Here is a 19372-nt window from a genome sequence, read left to right on the forward strand (position 1 = left end):
AAGGAATGTTTCATGAAATTGTTTCACGTTGATGCCAGCGCCAAGCGCGAATGGTCCAATTCGCGCGCTTTGTCGCGTCACTTTATCGACCTGCTGAAGCAGCAGCGCCCGGACGTCGAGGTAGATTATCTCGACGTCAGCGTGGACACGCCGGCACACGTCGATGAACTCTTTACCATCGCCACCTATACGCCTGAAGCGGATCGCACGCCGGCCATGAAGCAGGCGCTGCAAGCCTCTGATGCCTTGTGTGCACGACTGCTGGCGGCAGATGCTTACGTGTTTGCCATGCCGATGTACAACTTCTCGATGCCGTCGTCCTTCAAGGCTTTCATCGACAACATCGTACGCACCAATCTGACTTACAAGATCGGTGAGGACGGCAGCTACGTCGGGCAGCTGGCGGACAAGGTATTGTTCATCACCACGCGCGGCGCGGATCTGCGTCCCGGCACGCCCTTCAGCGCGATGGATGCGCTGACGCCGGCATTACGTGCAGCGTTTGGTTTCATGGGCGTTGCCGCCCCGACCTTCGTCGATGCTCAGCCGCTGACCTTCAGCGCCGCCGAAGAGCGCGAAGCGGCGCTGGTGCGCGCCAAAGCAGAATTGGCCGCGGTTGCCGGGGAATGGGCTGCAACGCGATGAACTGGAGTTGCATTTCCAGCCGCAGCAGCGTTTGCGCGATGCAGAGCTGATCGGCTTTGAAGCGCTGGTGCGCTGGCGTCGCGGCGGCAAGCTGGTACCGCCTGCCGAGTTCATCCCGATTGCCGAAGAATCCGGTCTGGTGATCGCCATCGGTGACTGGGTGCTGGAGCGTGCCTGCGCCCAGATCCTGGAGTTGCGTGCGCAGACCGGCAAGGATTTCGTCATCGCGGTGAACATCTCGCCGCGTCAATTCCTGCATCCCGACTTTCTGCGCAAGATTGAGCGCTTGCTCAAGGAAACCCAGATCGACCCTTGCACGCTGGAACTGGAAATCACCGAAGGTGCGGTCATGGAACAAACCGAAAACGCCATTGCGTTGCTGCATAAGTTGCGTGCGCTCGGCTTGAAACTGTCGATCGATGATTTCGGCACCGGCTATTCCAGCTTGTCGTATCTGAAGCGCTTCCCCATCGACAAACTCAAGATCGACCAGTCCTTCGTACGGCAGTTGAAACCGCATTCGCAAGATTCGGCTATCGTCGAAGCCGTGATCGGGTTGGGTCACACACTGGGAATCAATGTCATCGCCGAAGGCGTGGAAACCATCGATCAGCGCGAATGGCTCAAGCGTCTTTCCTGCGACGAGATCCAGGGCTACTACTACAGTCGGCCGCTGCCTTGCGAAAACGTGCTGCCGTTTGTACTCAGCCAGTTTTCCTATCCATATCGGACTGCCTGATTGGGTTGCTGAGTCAGCAGGCGGTCAGGCTTGCAGGCGAAGCAGGTGCAATATTCGCCGGGATGTTGTAAGTACGGCAATAAAGTTCAGGTAGCTGCTTTCATATTTGCAATAATATTTTGGTGTGAGCTGAAAATAACGCGATAATTCGGCTGATAGCCTGACTAATTGCAGAAAAATGAGCCGCCTGAAAAAAATAAAAGTCGAACAACTCGAACTGGGAATGTACTTCTGTGGATTTGAAGCGTCCTGGATGGATCATCCTTTTTGGAGAAATCGTTTCCTGCTGAAAGACGTGGCTCATCTGCAACAGGCGAAGGCCAGCGGGATTACCCATTGCTGGATCGATATCGATCAGGGCAAGGATGCCCCAGAAGAGACGGCGGAAGATGATGCCGACGATGTGCTTGAAGGCGCGGCAGAAAGCTCTGCCGAAGAAGCGCCGGCATTGCCTGTGCAGGCGATTACCGAAGAAGACAAAGATGCAGAAGCCGTAACGGTAACGATTGCCACCGCGGCCGATCCTTTTTTTGCGGAAGTCGAGCAGGCACGCGTGTTGTGCGAAAGTGCCAAGGACACCGCCAAGGCGATGTTCTCCGATGTTCGCCTCGGTAGAGTGCTTGATATGGATAGCTGTCTGCATTTGGTCGATCAGATCACCGCCTCGATCTTGCGCGACAGCAGCGCGCTCACCAGCATCGTGCGCCTGAAGATCGCTGACGATTACACCTATATGCATTCCGTCGCGGTGTGCACGCTGATGGTGGCATTGGGACGCACTCTGGGTATGGATGAAGCCGCCTGTAAAGAAGCCGGGCTGGCCGGCTTGCTGCATGACGTCGGCAAGGCCTTCATCCCGGTGGAAATCCTGCACAAGCCGGGCAGCCTGACACCGACGGAGTACGACGTCGTCAAGCGTCACACGGTGCTAGGCCACGACCATCTGGTCAAGAATGCCAACATTCCCGACTATGCGACCGATGTCTGCATGCATCATCATGAAAAAGTCGACGGCACAGGTTATCCGCATGGTTTGAGCGGCGCAGGGATTTCATTCCTGGCGCGTATGACCGCCGTGTGCGATGTCTATGACGCCGTGACCTCGGAGCGGCCGTACAAGAAAGGCTGGGATCCTGCCGAGACGCTCACTCGCATGTCGACCTGGACCGGCCACTTTGACAAGACCATCATGTCGGCTTTCGTCAAGACGCTGGGTATTTATCCGATCGGCTCTTTGCTCAAAATGGAATCCGGCCGTCTGGGACTGGTGATTCGCCAGAGTACCGTGGTCCTGACCAAGCCGGTGGTGAAGGCTTTCCGCTACAACACCGAAGGCGAAATCATCGACTCCGAAGTCATCGATCTGTCCGATCCCAACGCGACCGACAGCATCCGCCAACGCGGTGGAGAAGAATGGCTAAAATACAATGGTCTGGACAGGATGTGGACACAGCCTACGCCGTCGTCATCGTCATCCTCATCGTCATCCTGACCGGGATTCTTCGCGTGGAATGACCGTCACGTATTAGAACTCATTTCATAAATAGGCGTGAGATGCGTTCTTTCCAGAAAGGGCACTGGCAAGGCGTGCGACGCGTCGCGTGGTGGTGCCACGCGCAAGGAGTGCAACGCGGCCAGCGCCCTTTCTGGAAAGAACCCGGAGGGAGCGTCCTGTTTGGGCGAATTGCTGCGTTACGAATCGGGGTCAAGACGTCCAGTCTTGACCCCGATTCGCGCCTTGCACTTCATCCCAAACAGGGCAAGCTCGCATTCACGCCTATTTATGAAATGAGTTCTATATGATCACTGCGTGTCGTGACGTATCGTGACGTGTCATGATTGCCGGCGCCGGCCGCCCATTCTTTACATGCGTTCCGGCGCGATCATTTCAGCATAGTCATACAAGGCGCCGAGGATCTCTTCGCCGCGTTCGTCCACGCTTTCGGACAACTGATCGATTTGCTCGAACAGTGCGTCCAGCGTACGTGCGCCGCCTTCGCCTTCGAACAGCCGCGCGGCGCGATGTTCTTCCCAGCGTTGCGCTTCTTCTTCCGACAAGGTCTCAGGGAAATTGCGCGCGCGATAACGGAACAGCAATTCTTCCAATCTGGGGTCGTCAAACGTGATGCGCGCCTGGGCCAGTTGTTGCGGCGACAGCGCGCGCAATTGCGTCAGTTGGCGGCGATCATTGTTGCCGACGAAGCCGCCGTACAAATCTTCATCCACATCCGCCGGCGCTTCCTTGGGACGCTGAAATACCTTGGTCCAGACCGTATGCATTTCCGGCAGTGCTGCAGCGCTTGCCGCATTTTGCAAAGCAGCGTCGACGTCGAGACCGAGTTCGGCGGCGCGCTCTGCGGTCAGTGTTTTGAGGCTGGCGATCACCATCGGCGACTTGTTCAGATGGATGGTCTTGACCGGCAAGCGTGACACGCCTTCCGGCAGGTCTTCGGTTTTGCTGAACATGCGTGTACGGATCGTCTCTGCATCGAGCCCGGCGAGTTCGGTCGGATCACGGCTCAGGTCCCAGGCAATGACTTCATTCTTGTTGGTCGGGTGGGTGGCCAGCGGCCACATCACGGCGATACAGCCTTGCGTCGCGGGGAACATGCCTGACACGTGCAAAAACGGTTTTGGCGTTGCCAGGGCGAGTTCGGTGGCGACGCGTTCTTTCTTGTGCAGGGCGAGGCAAAAGTCGAACAGGCGAGGCTGTTTGTCTTTGATCAGGCGGGCGAAGGCGATGGTTGCACGGACGTCGGATAAGGCATCGTGGGCCGCTTCGTGGAGGATGCCGTTTTCTCTGGTCAGATGTTCGAGCTTGAAGCTGGGCGTGATGCCGTCTTCTTTCTTCGGCCATTGGATGCCGTCGGGGCGCAGCGCGTAGGTGGTGCGCACCACGTCCAGCAAGTCCCAGCGGCCGCAATTGTTTTGCCATTCACGTGTATACGGATCGATCAGGTTGCGCCAGAACATGAAGCGCGTGATCTCATCATCGAAGCGGATGGTGTTGTAGCCGACGCCGATGGTGCCGGGTTCGGACATGGCTTGTTCAATCTGCGCGGCAAACTGGTATTCGGGAATACCGCGTTCAAGACAATCTTGCGGCGTGATGTGGGTGATCAGGCAAGACTGCGGATCAGGGACGAAATCCGGCGCCGGTTTGCAATAGATCATGATCGGCTCGCCGATCTCGTTGAGCTCGGCATCGGTGCGGATCGCGGCGAACTGCGCCGGGCGATCGCGACGCGCTTGTGCGCCGAAGGTTTCGTAGTCGTGCCAGAGGAAAGTGTGATTGGACATCGGGGCAATGATGAGTCGGTGAATACTGAGCAGCGGGCAAACAACAGCGGGCACGCAGGCAATATGCAGGCGCGGCCGCAGCCGGTTGGAACATCCGCGATTTTAACCGACGAACACTGTCCGGCGAAGATTGCCGCCGGCCGGATGAGAAGGAGGCCGGTCCGGGCGAGCAGGTCGAATGGATTTATTGAACGATGCGGCGTTCGTTCTTGTTGAGGATCGCTTGCAGGGTCTTTTGCAGATCGCCCTGATGTACGCCGCTGTTGGCGCTGCCGCCACCGTATTCGATATTGTCGATGACCCAGCCGCGGGCGTCGCGCGAGAGCACAACGCGATCAACGGATTTGAACGGCGACTGCAACTTGGCATCGCTGTAGATCAACTCCACCGAACAGGTGCTGTCGGCTTCCTTGACTTCGCAGCCCAGCACCCGATAAGTGGAGGCACCCTTGGGATGCGTGGTGAACAGGTCGCCATCCACCAGCGGCGGGGTTTGATTGTCGGTTTGCGCCAGATGCGCTTCTTCGGCGACGGAAACATCCTTGAGCAAGTCGAACAGCGGCACCGACAGGTAGTGGCGGAAGGTGATCAGTTCTTTGAGCGACAAGGCGCCGTTGGGGCGGTTGGATTGATGCGTCTGATAGAAGCTGTTGACCAGATCCTTGGCTTCTTGTTCGCTGCTGGCGCTGCAGCCTGCCATCAGCAGGGCGGCTGCAAGGATAAGCGTATTGCGGCATTGCTTCACGATCTTTTTCTCCCCGGTCCGATTGCTTTTGTTGTGGTCTTCATCATCGTCACCAGTATTATCTGATGACCGGCGACGCAGACTGTCGACAGGCAAGCGGGTCCATTTGCGTGTTCTATTGCGATATTGTCATGTTGTCAGCATTCCCCCGGATTGCGGATTGCCGCGAGGAAACGCACTCATCATGATAAATCAAACTGACGCGGTCATCACGCATCCGGCTACACGAAAGGCGTCGGCATGCATTTGCCATATCCGCCTACGCGTCTATCGTACCGCAGCGTCCGGGTAATGTTGACAGGGAGATTATCGGAAGAAAAGGCGCATTTCTTCAATATGCGCCGCGACGAACCGGGATCAGTTGTAGTCCTGAACAATGCTGCTGAGCGTGTCGGTCAGGTATTCGCGTTGCGACGACTGGCCGCTACCGAGAAACTCGATGTCGTCGATGCGCCATTGATTGTTTTCTTTGACGAGCAGCAATTTGTCTTTCCAGCTTTCGTCACTGCCGCCGCCTTTGCTATCGCTACTGCCTGTGTGGCGAAACTTGACCTGGCAGGAGGCGCGATTGTCTTCGCTTTCACAGCCGTCCATCTTGAAGGATGTCGCGCCTTCAAACAAGGATGTGAACAGGTCACCGTCGACCAGCGGCGGCACCGGCTCTTCGGCAGCGGCGTGGTATTTGACTTCGGTTTCCGAGGCTTTGCTCAGCAGCGCGAACAAGGCTTGCGAGAGGAAAGGCTGCAGCAGCTTGAGTTCGTCCGCATTGGGAATGCCGGGTGTATGCGTCTTCAGATGCTGTTGGTAAAACCCTGAAATAACCTGCTCCTGCAAGTGCGTATCGTCCGGCGGCTCGCCGCACGCTGTCGCACAGGCGACGGTGAACAAGGCTGCGATTCGGGTAAAAATCTTCATGCAATAAGGTCCGGGTAAATCAGTCTTGAATTGTGTTTACTTGTGTTTGCTTCTGTTGACTGCGCGTCACGACGTACAGATGTTCATGCGGTCATGTCAGAGTAGCTGACGCGTCATGTGTTCCTCATGTTGCTGTCGTTGTTTAATTTATCTTAGTTGCCATGCGGCATCATGATGCCGCAGGATGATGACCTGTTGCAATGACGGGACTGTGACAAGAGGGGGCAAGCAGTGCGGATGTGCCCGTATCAACAATGACCGGGCACCGTCGGGCTGTTCGGGAAGACGCTGATGCGCTTCCCGATTTTGTTCCGGCGTTTTCTTGCTTCTGATAGCTTGCTTCCGATTTATTTCGACTCGGTCAGCAGAGCGAAGTGTTCGACATGCGGTGCGCTGGCGAAGAACGGGCCGACAATGCCGCGCCATTCTGTGAAGGCCGGCGACTCGCGGAAATCGACAGTGTGATTTTCCAGCGTTGCCCAGTGCACCATCAACAGATAGCGCTCAGGAGCTTCCACACCTTTTTGCACTTTGTGGCCGAGATAACCCTTGGCCTTGGAAATCGTCTGCGCGATGCCGCGCTGGATGGCTTCGTCGAATTCAGCTTGTTTGCCTGGTTGGATGCGGATATCGGCAAGTTCCAGAATCATGGTTGTCTCCGTAGGGGATGGAAAAGCGGGTCTCGATTATTACATTTTCCCGCAGGCATTGCGTGCCTCGCCCAAGTAGCGATCCTGTTTGCTCCCTCGCCGCATGAAAAGCCTTCAAGATGAACCTGTACTTTGTTGTGCAAATGACTATGCTGAAAGGAGCAGGATCAGTATCGCTGACCGGGTGTTTGCGCGGGTTTGCTGCGTCCACGGAAGAGGTGATGGCGGTCGGATCTTGCACAAGGAGACAATTATGTTAGGCAGACAAAGGCTGTATTTCATGCTGCCGGATGTTCCCAGTGCACGCAGCATGCTCGACGAGCTGTTGCTTGCGCGTATCGAGATCCGGCATATCCATTTCTGGGCGCGGGACGGCGACTTGCCGGACGATATGCCCGACGCGACTTTCTTTCACAAGACCGACCTCACGCACGGCGCCGAAATGGGATTGCTGGCCGGCGGGCTGATGGGGCTCGCGGGTGGTTTGTGGTTGCTCCTGTTTCCGCCTGAATGGGTGCAGGTCAGCATGGTGGCGGTATTTGTCACGACCATCAGTGGCGCGGTACTGGGCAGCTGGATGTCGGGCATGGCGGCGGCTGCGATTCCCAATTCGCGGCTGAAAAACTTTCATGCGGATATTGCGAGCGGCAAGGTGCTGCTGTTGATCGATGTGCCGTTCAAGCGGATTGAAGCGATTGAAGATCTGATTGCCAGTCGCCATCCCGAAGCCAGCTTTCGCGGTGTAGAACCGCATATTCCGGTTTTCCCCTGACAGTGGTTCACGTCAGTTAGTTAGTTAACGTGCCACCTCGCACCGCTTTGCCGGTGCGTTTTTTTGTATTGGCCAGTTGTTGATCTCCGCTTTCAACAATCTAAGTGTCGATGTGCATGTCGGCCAAATTGGGGCAGGCGACGCCCCATGTCGGGAAATCTGCACTGCGAAAAAGCAATGCTCGCCAGCGGCGTAAATTTTTTGGCTGTTTCGGCTATTTTTCGCTGGTTTCCGCCCGGCAGACAATTGTTATTTTTGCCGCCTCTCAATACACTAGCTCCCGGTCATTCAATAACAAGACGTTCCGTGGTTTCACTGGCGGTGCGTTCCAATAACATCCGGAAGGAAACTCATGGCAGGCTCTTATTTTCCACAATGGCGCGTACGCAGCAGCACCTCGGACGGACAAGGTCAGGTCATCGCCACCGACGAACGTTTGCCGATGCCGCAGACGGTTGCCATGGGCGTGCAGCACGTGGTCGCCATGTTCGGTTCGACCGTGCTGGCACCGTTGCTGATGGGTTTCGATCCTAACCTGGCAATTTTGATGTCGGGCTTCGGCACCTTGCTGTTCTTCCTGTTGGTAGGCGGCCGCGTGCCGAGCTATCTGGGTTCCAGCTTCGCCTTCATTGGTCTGGTGATTGCCGTCACCGGCTATGGCGGACATGGCCCGAACACCAACCTCGGCGTCGCGCTGGGCGGCATTGTTGCCTGCGGCGTGGTGTACACGCTGATCGGTTTTCTCGTCAGTGCCATCGGCACGCGCTGGATTGAAAGCCTGATGCCGCCGGTGGTGACCGGTTCGGTGGTCGCGGTGATTGGTCTGAATCTGGCGCCGATCGCCGTCAAGGGCGTGACCGGCAATAACTTCGATGCGTGGATGGCCTTGGGTACGGTCTTGTGCGTCGGCCTCGTTGCCGTGTTCACACGCGGCATGGTGCAGCGTCTGCTGATCCTGATCGGCTTGCTGATGGCCTATGTGATTTACGCGATCCTGACCAACGGCGCCGGTCTGGGCAAACCAATTGATTTCAGCAGCGTCGCGAATGCAGCGTGGTTCGGTATCCCGACGTTTGCGTCGCCGGTCTTCAAGATGGATGCGATGGCTTTGCTGGCGCCGATCGCCGTCATCCTGGTAGCGGAGAACCTTGGCCATATCAAGGCGGTCAGCGCCATGACCGGCCAGAATCTCGACAAGTACATGGGACGCGCCTTCATCGGCGACGGCCTGGCGACAATCTTGTCGGGTAGCGTGGGTGGCACGGGCGTGACGACCTATGCAGAAAACATCGGCGTCATGGCGGTCACCAAGATCTATTCGACACTGGTGTTCGTGGTGGCGGCCGTGATTGCCATCGTGCTGGGTTTCTCGCCGAAGTTTGGCGCAGTGATTTTGACCATCCCCGGTGCGGTGCTGGGCGGTGTCTCGATTGTGGTGTTCGGTCTGATCACCGTGTCGGGTGCGCGTATCTGGGTGGAGAACAAGGTCGACTTTTCCAACAACACCAACCTGATCGTGGCTGCGGTTACGCTGGTGCTGGGGGCTGGCGACTTCACCTTGAAGCTCGGTGGTTTTGCGCTGGGTGGCATCGGTACCGCCACCTTCGGTGCAATCATCCTGTACGCATTGTTGAGAAAGCGCGGTTGATTGCACTGTCTGAACGACAAGTAAATCACTCACCAAAAGACGCGGCCTGACGGTCGCGTTTTTTGCTATTGTTGCTGCGTCGCGAGGTCAGCACGTCATCAAGGATTCATTTTGCGGTTTTAAACTGATTTAAACGTCGAAACTTGCCAAATTTCCATTGAGCAATTTTTCTGTACTTACTATACTCACGTGTTGCAGTCGCATTGCATCGAATCAGGCCCGGGAAGGGGACTGTGGATGCAGAGCAGTAGTCAGTATTTGCAGCGATCGCAGCGATTGCAGCAACGCCGGCCGTCATCACTCAAAAAACAGGAATACGCCGTATGAATACCGTTCTCAAACGCTCCCTGGCACTGTTGTGCCTCGTCGTTCCTTTCACACCTTTGCTGTCCGGCTGTGACGCTATTGCGGGCAAGAAGGACTATGCCTATTTTCGTCAGCACATCGATGAAGCCAAGTCGGTCTCCGATCAATGCCAACTGAACGGCACCTCCGGCATGGAGCGTGACAAGATTGCCCAATGTGACGCCGCACGCGACGCCTACGCCAATCGCAACTACAACTATTGAGCTCCTGATCTCGCAAATCCGGCGGGTGGTCTGAACACCCCCGCCGGTTTGCAACGGCCTTGTCACAAAATTGTCAAAGTCGGTCGGTAGAATCCGGCGTTTCCCCTGTGGAGTACGCCGCGCCATGCATAATCCCCCAGAAACACCTCAGGCTTTGCACCTGCTCTACGAGCCTGCCGGGTTTATTTGTGCATTTCGCTTCGATGAGGGACGCGCCACGTCGCTGAAGTGGCATGAAGTCCTGGCGGGCAAAGTCGCCGCTCCTGCGTTCAGTTGGCTGCACGTCAAAACTGCTGACGTCAAGGTGCGCCACTGGATGGAAACCAGCGACGATATTCCCGAACACATCGCGGAATTCCTGCTCAGCAGCGACACACATCCCTGCCTGCACACCACCGCCAATGGCGCCTACGGTACGCTGGCAGATCTCAAGATGGAAATCGGCAATACCGGCACCGAAAAAGGTGCGCTGCATTTTTTCCTCGATGGCAATCGTCTGCTGACGTTGCGCACGCAGCCGCTGTGTTCGACCAACATGCTGCGCCAGAAGGTGCTTGACGGCGCGCTGTTCGACAACCCGATGGAGTTGTTTGCCGAGCTGTTGCGTTGTCTGGCTGACGGCTTTGACGCCCGTGTAGCGTCGCTCAACGACAAGGTGGACGACATTGAAGAGTCCGTGTTGTCGGATCGCCGTCCGGAAGACCGTGCGGAGCTGAGCGCGATCCGGCGCCAGTTGGCGGAGTTACGTCGGCACATCACGCCCGAACGGCGCCTGCTAAATCAGCTCAATCGCCTGCGCCCGGCCTGGGTACCGACTGCTGCGCTGGAAGAACTCAATCACGCGCTCGATGAGCTCAATGAATTGCACCTGACTCTGGAAGCACTCTACGAGCGCGCCAAACTGCTGCAGGAAGAAATCGCTTCGCAGATGTCGGAACAGATGAACCGCAACCTGATGGCGCTGTCGATTCTGACCGCCTTGCTCATGCCTGCCACGCTGGTGTCAGGGATTTTTGGGATGAATGTTGCCGGCTTGCCGGGGTTGCACGACGAGGCCTCGTTCACCATGGTGATGTGGGTGATGATGGGCCTCGGCGTGGCGACGGTTGGCTTGCTGAAGTGGCTGAAGATCTGGTGATCGAACGTGGTTTCCGGAAACCACGTTCAACGCAGTATCGGAAGAGGCACAAAGCGCAGTGATGCGCTTTGTGCAAAGCATCAAACGACAGTTTGCCGGTCGACGCTGTCTGTATCAGCAATTTCCTTTTTTTGCCTGCCCCGGTGGGCAGTGATAGCGAGGCCCGTCGTCGCGGTCGTCGTAGCCATGTTCGCGATGTCGCTCTTCACCCCGGCGCCAGCCGCCACGATGTAGTTCCCATCCATGTGGTCCTTCGCGCCATTCAGGGTGGTCATATTCGTAACCCCGGCGCACGCGCTCCCAATGTCCCTGCACCCATACATGGCGATGCCCATCCCAGTTCCAGTAGCCGGGAGCCCATATGTAACCGCCGCGTGGAGGAGGGGGCGCTTCATAGCGTGGCGCCGGCGGAGGTGTGCCAATGTTGATGTTGACGCTCACTTGTGCGGCAGCCTGGCTTGGCATGAACACCGTGAAGCAACTGATAGCAAGTGCGGAAGCGCAGAAAAAGCGTTTCATCTGGTGACCTTTTTTGATTTTGGGAGAATCGGACTATACCGATAATTTTTTGTTCGCCAACGCGATGATGCATTTGATTGCATGTGACATCGCTGGTTCTTCAAGCAGCATCTGATCAGGCATCAGTAGAGACAAGTATGTTCCTTTTATCTCCGAGGCCGATCTCATTTGTCTAAAAAAAATCCTTCCACAAATACCGACGGAAGGATTTTCAATATTCCACATTCTGTTTAATCGCCCGCCGCAAACTGCGGGCGTTTTCTGCCGGAAGATCAGTAAGTACCGATGTAATCGCCCTTGCCGATTTCCACGCCGTTGTGGCGGAAGATGTCGTAAGCAGTGGTGACGTGGAAGAAGAAGTGTTGCACGCCGTAGTGCAGCAGGTAGGCTTCGCCGGTGAAACGCTTTTCTTTCGGCGTACCTGGACGCAGCACGATCTCGCGGCTTTCGGCGCCTTCGAATTGTTCCGGCTTGAGGCCGTCGATGAAGGCGATGGTCTTGTCCAGACGCGCTTGCAGGTCAGCGAAGCTGGCTTCGTTGTCTTCGTACGGTGGCACCTCGACATTGGCCAGACGCGCAGGCACGCCCTTGGCAAAGTCGGCGGCGATTTGAACCTGACGGGTCAGATTCAGCATGTCCGGGAACAGGCGTGCTTTCAGGAACACATCGGCGTCGATGCTTTTTGCAGTAGCGTGCGATTCAGCCTTTTTCAGGATGTCCTTGAGCGCGTTCAGCGCTTGCTTGAAAACAGGGACGGAAGCGGCGTAGTAAGAGATGGTCATGATTTTCCTTTGGTGTAGTGCCGGTAAGCGCATGGCGCGCTGACGCAGGTGATGCGGTCGTGCTTTGAATTTTTAACTTTGAGCTTCTAGTTATGAGTATTTCTGGAATTCGCTTTTTTGAAATTCAATTTCCAGCGGGCGAAACTTGGAGTACAGCCACAGGCCGCAGGCGAACAGCGTGCCGAGGAAGCCTGTGAAGATCAGCGCCAGCATGATGCCGACGAAAGGCGAGGCGATCAGACCCATCAGGCCGGTCAGATGCTGGCCGTTCCAGACGATGGTTTCGGCGCCGAAGAAGGCAAACAAGCCCATCAGGATGGAGATCGGTACCATCGAAAAACCTGAAGCGATCGCGAGGATCTTGTAGACCGTGCCGAAAGAGAAACGCTTGATTTCCATTGTTTCAAACATGATTGACCCGCATAAAAATGCCGGCGCTGTCGTCAGTGCCGGCGTAAAAGCTATTGTTGGAATTGTTAAATGATTACTTTGCGACCCAGCTGTCTTTCAGTGTCACTGCACGGTTGAATACGGGCTTTCCTGCGGTTGAATCAACGCGGTCGGCAACGAAGTAGCCATGGCGTTCGAACTGATAGATCGCGCCGGCTTCGGCGGTCTTCAGTGTCGGTTCCAGATAGGCGGTGATGACTTCCTTCGAGTTTGGATTCAAGGCCAGCTTGAAATCTTTGCCGCCGGCATCCGGATGCGCGTCGGTGAACAGACGATCATACAGGCGTACTTCAGCTTCCAACGCGTGGTCTGCGCTGACCCAGTGCAGGTTACCCTTGACCTTGTAGTTGGCGCTGCCGGGTGTGCCGCTCTTGCTGTCTTCGAAGTAGTTGCAATGCACGGCGATGATGTTGCCGTCCGCATCCTTATCGCAACCTGTGCACTCGACCACATAGCCGTAACGCAGGCGCACCTTGTTGCCCGGGAAGAGGCGGAAGTAGCCCTTGGTCGGCACTTCCATGAAGTCTTCCTTCTCGATCCACAGGTTCTTTGTGATCGGGAACAGGCGGTGTTCGCTGTCATGCAGCGGATGTGCCGGTGGATAGACCGGTGCGCTGCATTCAACGCTTTGGCCTTCGGGGAAATTGTCGATGATCAGCTTCAGCGGACGCAATACGGCGACGGCGCGCGGCGCCTTCGGATCGAGATCGTCGCGCAGTGCGCCTTCGAGGATGCTGTAGTCGATCCAGCTGTTGTTCTTGGAAGCGCCGGTGCGGTCGCACATCAGGCGGATCGCTTCCGGCGTGTAGCCGCGACGGCGCAGGCCGACGATGGTAGGCATGCGCGGGTCATCCCAGCCGCTGACGATTTTTTCATCGACCAGCTGTTTCAGCTTGCGCTTGCTGGTGATGATGTAGGTCAGATTCAGACGGGCGAATTCATATTGATGCGGCAACGGCTTCTTGAAGAAACCTTCTTCGGCCAGACGCTCCAGCACCCAGTCGTAAAACGGGCGCTGATCTTCGAACTCCAGCGTACAGATCGAGTGGCTGATGTTTTCCAGCGCGTCTTCGATCGGATGTGCGTAGCTGTACATCGGGTACACGCACCACTTGTCGCCGGTGTTGTGGTGGGTCGCGTGGCGGATGCGGTAGATGGCCGGATCACGCAGATTCATGTTGGGGCTGGCCATGTCGATCTTGGCGCGCAGGATCAGCGTGCCGTCGGCGTGCTTGCCGTCGCGCATTTCTTCGAACAGACGCAGCGATTCGTCGGCAGGGCGGTTGCGCCATGGCGAGTCGGTACCCGGCTCGGTCAGCGTGCCACGGGTTTCGCGCATTTGTTCGGCGTTTTGTTCGTCGACGTAAGCCAGACCCTTGCGGATCAGCGCTTGCGCGCCGGCGTACATGACGTCGAAGTAATTGCTCGCGTAGTAAAGGTGTGGCTGACCGTCGTGATCCCAGTCAAAACCCAGCCATTTGACCGAGTCGATGATGGTGTCGACGTATTCCTGGTCTTCCTTCTCCGGATTGGTGTCGTCGAAGCGCAGGTGGCAGCGGCCGTTGTAATCGCGTGCCAGACCGAAGTTCAGGCAGATCGACTTGGCGTGACCGATGTGCAGATAGCCGTTGGGTTCGGGCGGAAAACGGGTCACGACCTGCGGCAGAGCCTGGCCCTGCTTGTCGCTGCGTTCGGCATAGGTGCCGGAAACCAGATCGGCTTCGATGATGCCGCGCAGGAAGTTCGTGGATGGTGCTGGCGTGTGACCGTTTTTCAGTTCGTTGCTCATGGATGCTTTGAGGGAGACATATTTATATAGACAGACATTTTACCGCAGCGCGCCAACATTGAATGGGTTTCCCGGCGGCTATGGAGGCTGGCGGCGGAGCGGTAGTCGCAAATCAGGCCGGAAATAATTGATTACACCTGATACGGATGGGAATTACCTGGTTTTTCACTTTGCGGGCAAGCTGTGCTTCATCGTCAAGTTTTGCCAAGTCCAAGGAGGACGTCATGAAGAAACTTATCAAACTCGCCATTGCCGGCGTGCTGGTCGCTACCACACTATCTGCCTGCATCGTTGTTCCTGTAGGCCCACCGCATGGCGGCTACTATCGTCATGACCCTTACTATGGCCGTTAGTGGTGAACGTGCGGCGCTTCCCCGGGCCGTGCAAAGAATGTTTTACAACGGGAGTTACTCATGAAGAAGAGCATGAAAAAAATATTCGTGGCACTGGCCATGACCACCTCGGCATTTGCAGCTGTTACGGCGCATGCTGATGAACCCGGACGCCATCCTTTCTATGCCCATGCCAAGGTAGATCTGGATCAGGCCCGATGGCTGATCGATCATCGTCCCGGAGATAACTGGCAAATGGGGCGCAGTGAGCAAGTTGCTCTGAGGGAAATCGACCTGGCGGCACGTGACGTCACGCAACTGGGATTGGATGTCGGCAAGGACATGTTCCGTCCTGAGCGTGCAGATGCGCATCCCGACCGCCGGGGCCGCTTGCACGATGCCGCTGAGACGCTGGAAAAGGCGCACCAGGATCTGGCGCATGAGGAAGACGATCCGCGTGTGCGCGGCCTGCAACGGGATGCATTGCGCCACGTTGACGTTGCCCTGCACGCGACCAGAGACGCTATTCGCGAAGCCGGCTATTAAGCTTCGGTAGTTTCTTGAATGGCCCGCTGCGTCTGTCATTGACCAGCGGGTTTTTTGTTTTTGAACATCGCTTCTGAGCAGCATTTCGTCCCATAAGCAGGGCATTTCGTCGCATTTTGCTTGGCGCAATACGTGCAAGTCACGACACTGGCATCCTGTTTTTACACCGGAGAATTGCCATGTCATTCAGTTTGCTCAAGGCCTTGCACCTGCTGGGTGTTGTTCTTTTTCTCGGCAACATCATCGTCACCGCTTTCTGGAAAATCATGGCCGACCGCACACGTGATCTGGCCGTTATCCGTTTCGCCGTGCGCGCTACTAACTGGGCGGATGTCGTGTTTACTTTCGGTGGCATGGTGTTGCTGGCGATAGCCGGGCATGCCATGGCGGCAATGGAAGCCGGTGTGATGCAAACCGCCTGGCTGCGCTGGGCTTATAGTCTGTTCATCGTGACGGGTTTGCTGTGGATCGGTATTTTGATTCCTGTGCAAAGAACACAGGCTCGTTTGCTGTATCCCTTGCCGCGCAAGGCGCAGATTCCTGCACGCTATTGGAGGCTGTCGGCGATCTGGGCCATGGCCGGTTCGGTCGCGACCTTGCTGCCACTGGTGATTTTGTATTTGATGACTGCCAAGCCAATCTGATCTGATTTTTACGCTTACATTTGCTTGAACAAGTGTGTGAACAGGCGGCTGACAGCCAGTGTTTCCGGACGTGTACGCAGGCGCAGCGACAGTTTTCCGGCCTCGTCGCGTTGCGCTGACTGTACCTGCGCAATGCGGACGACGGTGCCGCGATGGATTTGCCAGAACTGATCCGGGTCGAGCTGCGGAATCAACTCCTTGAGGCTGGTACGGATCAGCGATTCGCTGTCGGCCGTGACGACGTTGACGTACTTGTCGGTGGCTTCAAAATAAATCACTTCTTCTATCGGAATCAGCTTGATCTGATTGCCGACGGCTGCGCGTATCATGCGCAGCCGCTCCTGTGCTGCTGGCACCGGGGTGATGCCACGCAACTGTTGCAGCACGCGTTCCATGTCGTCACTGGTATTGCCGGGATTGCCGGTCTTGCGGTTTTGCGCCAGTCGGGCTTGCAGGCGTTCTACGGTTTTTGCCAGACGCTCGTCGTTGGCCGGTTTCAGTACGTAGTCGATGGCCGCCTGTTCGAAAGCCTGAACGGCGTAGTCGTCATAGGCGGTAACGAACACCAGCAGAGGAAACGATTGTTTCTCCGGCCATTCGTCGGCCAGTTCGCGCGCGGCCTCCAGTCCGCTCTTTCCAGGCATTTTGATATCGAAGAAGAGGATGTCCGGCTGCACTGCCAGCGCATGATCGACCGCTTCGATGCCATTGGCGGCAACGCCGATAATCTCCAGCTCCGGCCACAGACGCTGCAGGGCGGCAGACAAGGCTGCAGCGAGCAGGACTTCGTCTTCAGCAATCAGAGCGCGGGCGGCGAGAGTGGTCATCGCGGCATAGTCCTTTATCGTGTCGGGTTGGGATCGAGCGCCGTCAGAGGTATCGTGATCTGCGCCACGGTGCCTTGAGGGATATTGTGCGTCAGGGTCAATTCAGCCAGCGGGCCGTACAGTGCATCGAGGCGGGCACGGATATTTTCCAGGCCGAGGTGGATGCTTTCCGGCTTGTTGTAGCTGGTGGTAGTACTGAGTCCCATGCCGGTGTCGAACACGCTCACAATCAGCATGCCGTCATGCACGTTGACGCGTACGGTGCAATCGCCGCCTTCTACCTTGGGTTCGAGGCCGTGGCGTATTGCGTTCTCGACCAGCGGCTGCAGCAGCATCGGCGCGATTGGCGTGGGTTTGAGTTCGTCCGGCAGCTGCAGGCTGTAAGTCAGGCGCAAGCCCATGCGCAGAGACATCAGGCCGAGGTAGGCCTTGGTCAGTTCGAACTCCTGTCCGAGCGAGGTCTGGGTGCTGCGCGAGGTCGACAGCGTGGCACGCAGGTAATGAATCAGCTGATCCAGCATTTGCTGGGCGCGGATGGGTTCGGTGGAAATCAGGGTTTGCAGTGTCGCCAGCGTGTTGAACAGCATGTGCGGCTCGATCTGCGCTTGCAACATCTGCAACTGCGCCTGGACGGCCTGCTTTTCGATGATGACGTTGCGGGCTTCCAGTGCCGCCATTTTTTCGCGATTCCAGTAAAACAGCGTGGCGCCGACGCAGACCAGCAGGATCAACACGATGATGCCGATCGTGTTGTTGGCCTGGCTCAGCGTGAACCATTCGATTGGCCGCCCGATCAGTGCGCTGGCGATGGCATTGCCGATGAAAAACGATAGCGGTGCAAAAATCAGCAGCATGAGGAAGAAGCCGGGCTTGTTCGGCTCATCCTTGCCCCATAAAAAAATGCGACCGCAGTCGATCAGCACCATGGCGGTAGTGCCGATACACATCGAGAACACCAGGTTCTCGACAAAGCCGGCGCCGATGCGCATGAGATACGTGACCACCACTGCGCACAGCAGGTTGATGAGCATGGTCGGCACCAGCCCGCGTAGTAGTTCCGGTGCGATGAGAGGTAAGCGTGAAGCGATGGTTGTTGCGTTCGTGGTCATTGCCGGTGATTTTTCAATTCCTGTTCGATCATGCGTTGTTTCCATGCCGGGGGCAGTTGCATGAATACTTTCAAGCCGTGAAATAGTAACCCGATTCCCCATCCCAGTAACGGGCCGGCCGCCCAGAATGGCTTGTGTGCTTGCATGTGCGTTTGCAGCAGATTCAAGGTGATCAGGCCGGCATTAACCAGCAGATAGACGCCAAGATGGGCGAAGAAGCCGAGTTTGCGCTCGACGCGCCGGGTGGCGTCGGTCAGGATCGTATCGGACGATGGGGAAGGCGCAGGCATGGTGATTTCCTCGTTGCAGATGTAGCGGCATGATGCGCTGCGGATCGTGACGGAGACAGCGGTTTGCGACGAAGCGTCAAAATCGCAGCGCGAAGTGCTGCCAAGCTGCACGCCTCGGCATAGAATGGCGGCAACAAATTTTTTGCACGGAGAAAAACATGTGGCCATACCCAAAAGTTGCAGCACATCGTGGTGGCGGCACGCTCGCCCCTGAGAACACGCTGGCGGCGTTTCGCTGCGGCATGGAATACGGTTTCAGGGCAGTGGAGTTTGATGTCATGCTGACCAGCGACGAGCAAGCCATCCTGATGCACGATCCTGTGTTCGGCCGCACGCTGCCGGGCGAAGGCAAGATTGCGGAACACACGCTGCAGGATTTGCAGAAGCTGGATGCAGGTGGCTGGCACAGCCCGAAATACGCCGGTGAACCGATCTGCACGCTGGCGCAGGTGCTGGAGTTCTGCCGCAGCAATGGCATTTGGATGAATATCGAAATCAAGCCGGCCGGTGAAGCTTATGCGGTGCGTACCGGCGAAGTTGCCGGCGAAGCCGTAGCGCGCTTTTTTGCTGATGAGATCGCCGCACATGTGCCTGGGCAGAATGATCGCAGCTTGCCGCTGTTTTCTTCGTTTTCTTTCGATGCGTTGATGGCGGCCAAGCGGGCAGCCCCGGGTATTCCGCGTGGCTTCCTGGTCGACAAGATTCCCGCTGACTGGGAACAGCGTTTGCAGGCGCTGGATGCGGTGGCGCTGCACACCAGCCACAAGAATTTGACGCCGGAACTGGCGCAGGCAGTGAAACAGGCTGGATATGGTTTATTCTGCTACACCGTCAATGAACCGGCACGGGCAGAAGAAATTCTGGGCTGGGGCGTGGATGGATTTTGTACGGATCGGATTGACCTGATCGGTCCGGCTTAGGAAGAACATCGAAACACCGAAATAACCAAAAAGACGAAACATA

General features: G+C 56.7%; 23 protein-coding genes. 12 read left to right on the plus strand and 11 right to left on the minus strand.

Going from position 1 to position 19372, the window contains the following annotated elements:
• The first annotated feature begins 12 nt into the window (after positions 1-12).
• From PQR63_RS08900 to PQR63_RS08910, 3 genes are all read left to right on the plus strand, one after another.
• On the plus strand, positions 13-645 hold the full coding sequence (locus PQR63_RS08900) for an FMN-dependent NADH-azoreductase (protein ID WP_408167487.1): 633 nt from the start codon (positions 13-15) through the stop codon (positions 643-645).
• Complete coding sequence (locus PQR63_RS08905; protein ID WP_408167488.1) at positions 617-1384, plus strand: putative bifunctional diguanylate cyclase/phosphodiesterase; 768 nt, start codon at positions 617-619, stop codon at positions 1382-1384. The genes PQR63_RS08900 and PQR63_RS08905 overlap by 29 nt, the downstream gene beginning before the upstream one ends.
• Positions 1385-1562: 178 nt before the next feature.
• The gene (locus PQR63_RS08910; RefSeq protein WP_408167490.1) at positions 1563-2876 is read left to right on the plus strand and encodes an HD-GYP domain-containing protein; all 1314 of its coding nucleotides are present in this window, start codon (positions 1563-1565) and stop codon (positions 2874-2876) included.
• Positions 2877-3247: 371 nt separating this feature from the next.
• On the opposite strand, the gene sbcB is transcribed toward PQR63_RS08910, so the two are convergent.
• From sbcB to PQR63_RS08930, 4 genes are all read right to left on the minus strand, one after another.
• Entirely contained in the window at positions 3248-4684 is a 1437-nt protein-coding gene (gene sbcB, locus PQR63_RS08915; protein WP_408167491.1) for an exodeoxyribonuclease I, read from the minus strand.
• 184 nt (positions 4685-4868) lie between these two features.
• The gene (locus tag PQR63_RS08920; RefSeq protein WP_408167492.1) at positions 4869-5429 is read right to left on the minus strand and encodes a YqhG/Tai3 family protein; all 561 of its coding nucleotides are present in this window, start codon (positions 5427-5429) and stop codon (positions 4869-4871) included.
• 357 nt (positions 5430-5786) lie between these two features.
• Positions 5787-6344, minus strand: coding sequence for a DUF3828 domain-containing protein (locus PQR63_RS08925; protein WP_408167493.1), 558 nt, complete (start codon positions 6342-6344; stop codon positions 5787-5789).
• A 347-nt stretch (positions 6345-6691) separates the two neighbouring features.
• The gene (locus tag PQR63_RS08930) at positions 6692-6994 is read right to left on the minus strand and encodes an antibiotic biosynthesis monooxygenase family protein (RefSeq protein WP_094562845.1); all 303 of its coding nucleotides are present in this window, start codon (positions 6992-6994) and stop codon (positions 6692-6694) included.
• A gap of 253 nt (positions 6995-7247) precedes the next feature.
• On the opposite strand from PQR63_RS08930, the gene PQR63_RS08935 reads away from it, so the two are divergent.
• From PQR63_RS08935 to PQR63_RS08955, 5 genes are all read left to right on the plus strand, one after another.
• Positions 7248-7766, plus strand: coding sequence for a DUF1269 domain-containing protein (locus tag PQR63_RS08935; RefSeq protein WP_408167495.1), 519 nt, complete (start codon positions 7248-7250; stop codon positions 7764-7766).
• A 116-nt stretch (positions 7767-7882) separates the two neighbouring features.
• Positions 7883-8101 (plus strand): hypothetical protein, encoded by a 219-nt coding sequence (locus PQR63_RS08940; RefSeq protein WP_408167497.1) that lies wholly within the window; start codon positions 7883-7885, stop codon positions 8099-8101.
• Between the two features lie 17 nt (positions 8102-8118).
• Positions 8119-9414 carry a solute carrier family 23 protein gene (locus PQR63_RS08945; RefSeq protein ID WP_408167498.1) on the plus strand — a complete coding sequence of 432 codons (1296 nt, stop codon included), beginning with the start codon at positions 8119-8121 and terminating at the stop codon, positions 9412-9414.
• 323 nt (positions 9415-9737) lie between these two features.
• A complete protein-coding gene (locus PQR63_RS08950; protein ID WP_408167499.1) occupies positions 9738-9983 on the plus strand; it encodes a hypothetical protein in 246 nt (81 codons plus the stop codon).
• A gap of 124 nt (positions 9984-10107) precedes the next feature.
• Positions 10108-11121 (plus strand): transporter, encoded by a 1014-nt coding sequence (locus PQR63_RS08955; RefSeq protein WP_408167501.1) that lies wholly within the window; start codon positions 10108-10110, stop codon positions 11119-11121.
• Between the two features lie 114 nt (positions 11122-11235).
• On the opposite strand, the gene PQR63_RS08960 is transcribed toward PQR63_RS08955, so the two are convergent.
• The 4 genes from PQR63_RS08960 to PQR63_RS08975 form a co-directional block, all read right to left on the minus strand.
• Positions 11236-11640 carry a YXWGXW repeat-containing protein gene (locus PQR63_RS08960; RefSeq protein WP_408167503.1) on the minus strand — a complete coding sequence of 135 codons (405 nt, stop codon included), beginning with the start codon at positions 11638-11640 and terminating at the stop codon, positions 11236-11238.
• A 272-nt stretch (positions 11641-11912) separates the two neighbouring features.
• Entirely contained in the window at positions 11913-12422 is a 510-nt protein-coding gene (locus PQR63_RS08965; protein WP_408167504.1) for a DUF1993 domain-containing protein, read from the minus strand.
• A gap of 90 nt (positions 12423-12512) precedes the next feature.
• Positions 12513-12833, minus strand: coding sequence for a hypothetical protein (locus tag PQR63_RS08970; protein WP_034378978.1), 321 nt, complete (start codon positions 12831-12833; stop codon positions 12513-12515).
• A 73-nt stretch (positions 12834-12906) separates the two neighbouring features.
• Positions 12907-14661: a glutamine--tRNA ligase/YqeY domain fusion protein gene (locus PQR63_RS08975; RefSeq protein WP_408167506.1), complete on the minus strand. Its 1755-nt coding sequence runs from the start codon at positions 14659-14661 to the stop codon at positions 12907-12909.
• 224 nt (positions 14662-14885) lie between these two features.
• On the opposite strand from PQR63_RS08975, the gene PQR63_RS08980 reads away from it, so the two are divergent.
• From PQR63_RS08980 to PQR63_RS08990, 3 genes are all read left to right on the plus strand, one after another.
• Complete coding sequence (locus PQR63_RS08980; protein ID WP_007876107.1) at positions 14886-15014, plus strand: hypothetical protein; 129 nt, start codon at positions 14886-14888, stop codon at positions 15012-15014.
• Between the two features lie 72 nt (positions 15015-15086).
• Entirely contained in the window at positions 15087-15539 is a 453-nt protein-coding gene (locus tag PQR63_RS08985) for a hypothetical protein (RefSeq protein WP_408167508.1), read from the plus strand.
• 179 nt (positions 15540-15718) lie between these two features.
• The gene (locus tag PQR63_RS08990; protein ID WP_408167510.1) at positions 15719-16183 is read left to right on the plus strand and encodes a DUF2269 family protein; all 465 of its coding nucleotides are present in this window, start codon (positions 15719-15721) and stop codon (positions 16181-16183) included.
• A 14-nt stretch (positions 16184-16197) separates the two neighbouring features.
• Here the strand turns inward: PQR63_RS08990 and PQR63_RS08995 are convergent, their stop codons facing one another.
• From PQR63_RS08995 to PQR63_RS09005, 3 genes are read right to left on the minus strand one after another with little or no spacing between them, the layout of a single operon-like run.
• Positions 16198-17010: a LytR/AlgR family response regulator transcription factor gene (locus tag PQR63_RS08995; RefSeq protein WP_408167512.1), complete on the minus strand. Its 813-nt coding sequence runs from the start codon at positions 17008-17010 to the stop codon at positions 16198-16200.
• Positions 17011-17024: 14 nt separating this feature from the next.
• Positions 17025-18119 carry a sensor histidine kinase gene (locus PQR63_RS09000; RefSeq protein ID WP_408167513.1) on the minus strand — a complete coding sequence of 365 codons (1095 nt, stop codon included), beginning with the start codon at positions 18117-18119 and terminating at the stop codon, positions 17025-17027.
• Positions 18116-18409, minus strand: coding sequence for a 2TM domain-containing protein (locus PQR63_RS09005; protein WP_408167515.1), 294 nt, complete (start codon positions 18407-18409; stop codon positions 18116-18118). Before PQR63_RS09005 ends, PQR63_RS09000 begins: the two co-directional genes overlap by 4 nt.
• Before the next feature lie 158 nt (positions 18410-18567).
• Between PQR63_RS09005 and ugpQ the strand changes: the two genes are divergently transcribed.
• Positions 18568-19329 carry a glycerophosphodiester phosphodiesterase gene (ugpQ, locus tag PQR63_RS09010; RefSeq protein WP_408167516.1) on the plus strand — a complete coding sequence of 254 codons (762 nt, stop codon included), beginning with the start codon at positions 18568-18570 and terminating at the stop codon, positions 19327-19329.
• Positions 19330-19372 lie beyond the last annotated feature (43 nt).

It is taken from the genome of Herbaspirillum rhizosphaerae (genome assembly GCF_046025915.1).
GTDB lineage: Bacteria > Pseudomonadota > Gammaproteobacteria > Burkholderiales > Burkholderiaceae_D > Herbaspirillum > Herbaspirillum rhizosphaerae_A.